Origin of the sequence: Mesorhizobium sp. M5C.F.Ca.IN.020.29.1.1 (assembly GCF_003997375.1) — a bacterium.
In the GTDB taxonomy this organism is placed as follows: Bacteria; Pseudomonadota; Alphaproteobacteria; order Rhizobiales; family Rhizobiaceae; genus Mesorhizobium; species Mesorhizobium wenxiniae.
This window is the reverse complement of the sequence record NZ_RZSW01000563.1, coordinates 1-3935: the sequence shown is the minus strand read 5'-3', so window position 1 is coordinate 3935 and position 3935 is coordinate 1. Positions and strand designations below refer to the sequence as shown.

At 60.9% G+C, this 3935-nt stretch carries 7 protein-coding genes; 4 read left to right on the top strand and 3 right to left on the bottom strand.

The window, feature by feature from the left end; translation table 11 throughout:
• Window positions 1-62 precede the first annotated feature (62 nt).
• The 4 genes from arfB (at window position 63) to EOA85_RS29650 (ending at window position 1906) form a co-directional block, all read left to right on the top strand.
• Window positions 63-500, top strand: a complete 438-nt coding sequence (gene arfB, locus EOA85_RS29660; RefSeq protein WP_095517444.1) for an alternative ribosome rescue aminoacyl-tRNA hydrolase ArfB — start codon at window positions 63-65, stop codon at window positions 498-500.
• A 185-nt stretch (window positions 501-685) separates the two neighbouring features.
• On the top strand, window positions 686-931 hold the full coding sequence (locus EOA85_RS40190; protein WP_348627943.1) for a hypothetical protein: 246 nt from the start codon (window positions 686-688) through the stop codon (window positions 929-931).
• Complete coding sequence (locus tag EOA85_RS40185; RefSeq protein ID WP_348627942.1) at window positions 909-1100, top strand: LysM peptidoglycan-binding domain-containing protein; 192 nt, start codon at window positions 909-911, stop codon at window positions 1098-1100. The genes EOA85_RS40190 and EOA85_RS40185 overlap by 23 nt, the downstream gene beginning before the upstream one ends.
• Window positions 1101-1291: 191 nt before the next feature.
• A complete protein-coding gene (locus EOA85_RS29650; RefSeq protein ID WP_127212122.1) occupies window positions 1292-1906 on the top strand; it encodes an alpha-ketoglutarate-dependent dioxygenase AlkB in 615 nt (204 codons plus the stop codon).
• 46 nt (window positions 1907-1952) lie between these two features.
• On the opposite strand, the gene EOA85_RS29645 is transcribed toward EOA85_RS29650, so the two are convergent.
• The 3 genes from EOA85_RS29645 to EOA85_RS29635 form a co-directional block, all read right to left on the bottom strand.
• Window positions 1953-2441: a GtrA family protein gene (locus EOA85_RS29645; RefSeq protein WP_164759964.1), complete on the bottom strand. Its 489-nt coding sequence runs from the start codon at window positions 2439-2441 to the stop codon at window positions 1953-1955.
• A gap of 85 nt (window positions 2442-2526) precedes the next feature.
• On the bottom strand, window positions 2527-3486 hold the full coding sequence (gene coaA, locus EOA85_RS29640; protein ID WP_029347431.1) for a type I pantothenate kinase: 960 nt from the start codon (window positions 3484-3486) through the stop codon (window positions 2527-2529).
• A 24-nt stretch (window positions 3487-3510) separates the two neighbouring features.
• A complete protein-coding gene (locus tag EOA85_RS29635; protein ID WP_127212120.1) occupies window positions 3511-3837 on the bottom strand; it encodes a phosphoribosyl-ATP diphosphatase in 327 nt (108 codons plus the stop codon).
• Window positions 3838-3935: the final 98 nt, after the last annotated feature.

The window sequence follows — 3935 nt, the reverse complement described above, 5'->3', positions numbered from 1 at the left end:
GGAAGGCCCGACCCCGGGGGTCGGCCCTTTTCTTTTTTCGTTTGCCGCGCCATGACTGCGGCATGAACGCCGACGACAAGATCATCATTGCCGACGATGCGGTGATCCATCCGGATGACCTGCACGAGGACTTCATCCGCTCGTCGGGCCCTGGCGGCCAAAACGTCAACAAGGTGGCGACGGCGGTGCAATTGCGCTTCGATGCGGCGAATGCGCCGGGCCTGTCGGAGCGCGTCCGCGAGCGAACCATAAAGCTGGCCGGCCAGCGCGCCACCAAGGATGGCGTCATCGTCATCGAGGCCGGACGCTTCCGCACGCAAGAGCAGAACCGGGCGGACGCCCGGGCGCGGCTTGCGGAACTGGTCGCCACGGCCGCCGAACCGCCGCCGCCACCGCGCAAGAAGACGAGGCCGTCGAAAGGCGCGATCGAAAGGCGGCTGAAGACCAAGGCTGGGCGCGGCACAATCAAGAAATTGCGCGGCCGGGTGGACGACGATTAGAGCGACGTGCGTCCCCTTGGACGCACAAAATACGTCTGACATTTGTATCCACATCGTGTTTTTCGAAAATCGATTCCACTTTTCGGGCCGATGCGGCAGGCGCGACATCGATCGCTGGTCGACGGTTTCCAATTCAAGGTTGCAGGTGGCAAGTTTGGTATTCGCCACAGCAAGGGAGACCACAGATGGGCATGTTTGATTTCGTCAAGGGCGTCGGCAAGAAGCTCGGCTTCGGCGACGATGAGCCCGAGCCGACCGCCGATACGCTCAAGAGGGAACTCGATTCGCACGCGCTCGGCACAGACAATGTCGAAGTCGTCGTCAAAGGCGATACGGCTGTCCTGAAAGGCGTGGGTCAAGGATCAATCGATCTTCGAAAGCCGTCATCGCCGTTGGCAATACGCTGGCGTGTCCAAGGTGCAGGCGGATGAATTGCAAGTCGCCGCACCCGAATCCGGCACACCCGCTGCCCCGGCCAAGGAACCGACCTCCTACACGGTCAAGAAAGGCGACAACCTCTGGAAGATCGCCGAAAGAGCTACGGCAAGGGCAAGTGTGCGAAGAACACGATCATTTTCGATGCCAACAAGCCGATGCTGATCCATCCGGACAAGATTTATCCGGGCAGGTCCGGCGCATACCGGATCTCGACCAGGCCTGACCAGATCGGGCCTGACCAGATCGGGCCTGACCAGATCGGCGACGGCCAATCGACAACGGCGGCTTTCGGGTCGCCGTTTTCATTTGATGGTGGCATTCTGATTCTTTGCAGACCAACGGATCAAGCGACCATGCTCGTTCTGCCCAAAGGCGTCCGCCATATGCCCGGCTATCTGTCCCGCGCGGTGCAGGAAGCGCTGGTCGAGGATGTGAGAGGGGTCGTGCAGGAGGCCCCCTTGTTTGTGCCGGCCATGCCGCGCACCGGCAAGGAGATGAGCGTGCGCATGACCAATTGCGGTTCGCTCGGCTGGGTCACCGATAAGGAGGGCTATCGCTACCAACCGACGCACCCGGTGACCGGAATGCCCTGGCCGCCGATCCCGGACGTGCTGCTGGAGCTGTGGCGGGACGTGTCTGCCTATTCCCATCCGCCGGAGGCATGCCTGGTCAATTTCTATTCGCCGGACGCGAAGATGGGCCTCCATCAAGACCGCGACGAGATCGATTTCTCCGCGCCGGTCGTCTCCGTTTCACTGGGCGACGATTGCCTGTTCAGGGTCGGCCAGACCACGCGCGAAGGCGGCACCAAATCGTTCAAGCTGAAAAGCGGCGATGTCGTCGTGCTTGGCGGCGAAGGCCGCCTCTGTTTTCACGGCGTCGATCGCATCTATCCATCGACCTCGGCATTGCTGAAGAACGGCGGGCGGATCAACCTGACGCTGAGACGGGTGACCTATCCTGGCTAGAGCGGCGGACTTTCAAGTCGAGGCGTATCGCCGCTCTCTCTCTTTTTCAAGTATCGGATTTCCCCAAGACCGGCACCCGCTTCGGATCACCGTCCAGGCCCGCCGCTGATCGGCCGGAAAAGATCCAGCGTTCGAGAACGACAAAGTTGACCACCGGAATGAGAATGCAGGTGAGCAGTATCGGAATCGCCGCCGGCAGGCCGAACTGCCCGACGAGGAGCAGCGGAAGAAGATAGGCGATGGCAAGGCCGGATCCGGTCAGCACGGCGAAACGCGGCGCTTCGAATTGATGCGAGCCGGCCGACATGAAGGTGAAGAACTTGTGGCCGAGATAGGAGAATATTGCCGCGACCGCATAGGCGGCCACGGAGGCTGTGGCCGGCGGCAGGTATGTTGACCCGGCACTGGTGAAGAGGCTGGCACAATGCGCGTAGAGCACTGTGGCCGCGAGCCCCACCGAGGCGAATTTGAGAAGCCGGCGCGGAGCAAGTGTTCCGCGCCGGGCGGAAATGTCAGGCCGGCGCAATGCAGGCATATTGATCACCGGCTCCCCACAAAATGCTCCGGAATTGGCAATCGAACGATAGCGGGCACTGCCTAAGGCACCATTAACCGCTTCGTTACAGCTTCCTGAGCGCCACTTCCTCGACCAGATGATTGGCGCCCTTGCGCAGGATGAGATCGGCGCGGGCTCGCGTCGGCAGGATGTTCTCGCGCAAATTCTTCAGATTGATGTTGGCCCATAGGCCTTCCGCGATGGCGCGGGCCGCTGCTTGAGAAAGTTGCGAATAGCGGTGGAAGAAGGAGTCCGGATCGCGGAAGGCGGTCTCGCGCAGCCGCATGAAGCGGGCGATGTACCATTGATGGATCAGCTCCTCTTCGGCATCGATATAGATGGCGAAGTCGAAGAAATCCGACAGGAAAGGCACAATCTTGCCGTCCTTCGGCAGCTTGCCCGGCTGCAGCACGTTGATGCCTTCGAAGATCAATATATCGGGCCGGTCGATGGTCTGGAACTCGCCGGGAACGACGTCGTAGGTCAGGTGCGAATAGACCGGCGCGCGGACATTGCGCTGCGCCGATTTGATACCCGACAGGAAACGCAGTAATGCGCCGACGTCATAGCTGTCGGGAAAGCCCTTGCGTTCCATCAGATTGTTGCGGCGCAGGATTTCGTTGGGAAGCAGGAAGCCGTCTGTGGTGATCAGATCGACCTTGGGACTCGACGGCCAGCGCGCCAGCAATTCCTTGAGCACGCGCGCCGTGGTCGATTTGCCGACCGCGACAGAGCCGGCAATGCCGATGATGAAGGGCGTCTTGACGACATCCACCGCGTTGAAGAAGGCCTGGCGCTGCCTGAACAGAAGTTGGCTCGCCTCGACATGTGCCGACAACAGCCGGGACAGCGAAAGATAGATGCGCTTGACCTCTTCGAGGTCGACCGGGTCGTTGAGCGAACGCAGGCGACGGACCTCGTCCTCGCCGAGCGTCATCGGCGTGTCGGCGCGGAACTGCGACCATTGCTCTGCCGAGAAAAAACGAAAGGGCGAATATTTCTCGGTGGGGGCGAGCTGGTCCATCGAGTTTCCTACCCTCCGCAGCGATCAGCCCCGGTCCTGCCGAGACGCCTTTTCGGCGATGCCCGAACGACCGGTGCGGCGTTCGAGTTCGGTCAGGACATCGGCAAGCGGAATGCCGGCGACGCCCAGAACGACAAGCCAATGATAGATGAGATCGGCGCTTTCCGAAACGAGGGCTTGTCTGTCACCGCCAACGGCCGCGATCACCGTTTCGACCGCCTCTTCGCCGAGCTTCTGCGCCGCCTTGTCCATGCCGCGTGCGAACAGCTTTGCCGTCCACGAATCCGGATCGCCGGAATGCACGCGTTCCCTGATGATTGTCTCCAGATCGGAGAGCGAAAACTCAGCCATGGCGCCATCTATCTGCTTGTTTAAGCACGATCTTTTCCGAAAACCGGTTGCCATTTTTCGCTGGCGCGGACCTTCGGTTCGGGATCATGCTTTAGAGC

Bases quoted from the DNA above. Each gene is read 5' to 3' on its own strand.
- arfB (WP_095517444.1), top strand. From the start codon at position 63: ATGAACGCCGACGACAAGATCATCATTGCCGACGATGCGGTGATCCAT.
- EOA85_RS40190 (WP_348627943.1), top strand. From the start codon at position 686: ATGGGCATGTTTGATTTCGTCAAGGGCGTCGGCAAGAAGCTCGGCTTC.
- EOA85_RS29650 (WP_127212122.1), top strand. From the start codon at position 1,292: ATGCTCGTTCTGCCCAAAGGCGTCCGCCATATGCCCGGCTATCTGTCC.
- EOA85_RS29645 (WP_164759964.1), bottom strand. From the start codon at position 2,441: ATGCCTGCATTGCGCCGGCCTGACATTTCCGCCCGGCGCGGAACACTT.
- coaA (WP_029347431.1), bottom strand. From the start codon at position 3,486: ATGGACCAGCTCGCCCCCACCGAGAAATATTCGCCCTTTCGTTTTTTC.
- EOA85_RS29635 (WP_127212120.1), bottom strand. From the start codon at position 3,837: ATGGCTGAGTTTTCGCTCTCCGATCTGGAGACAATCATCAGGGAACGC.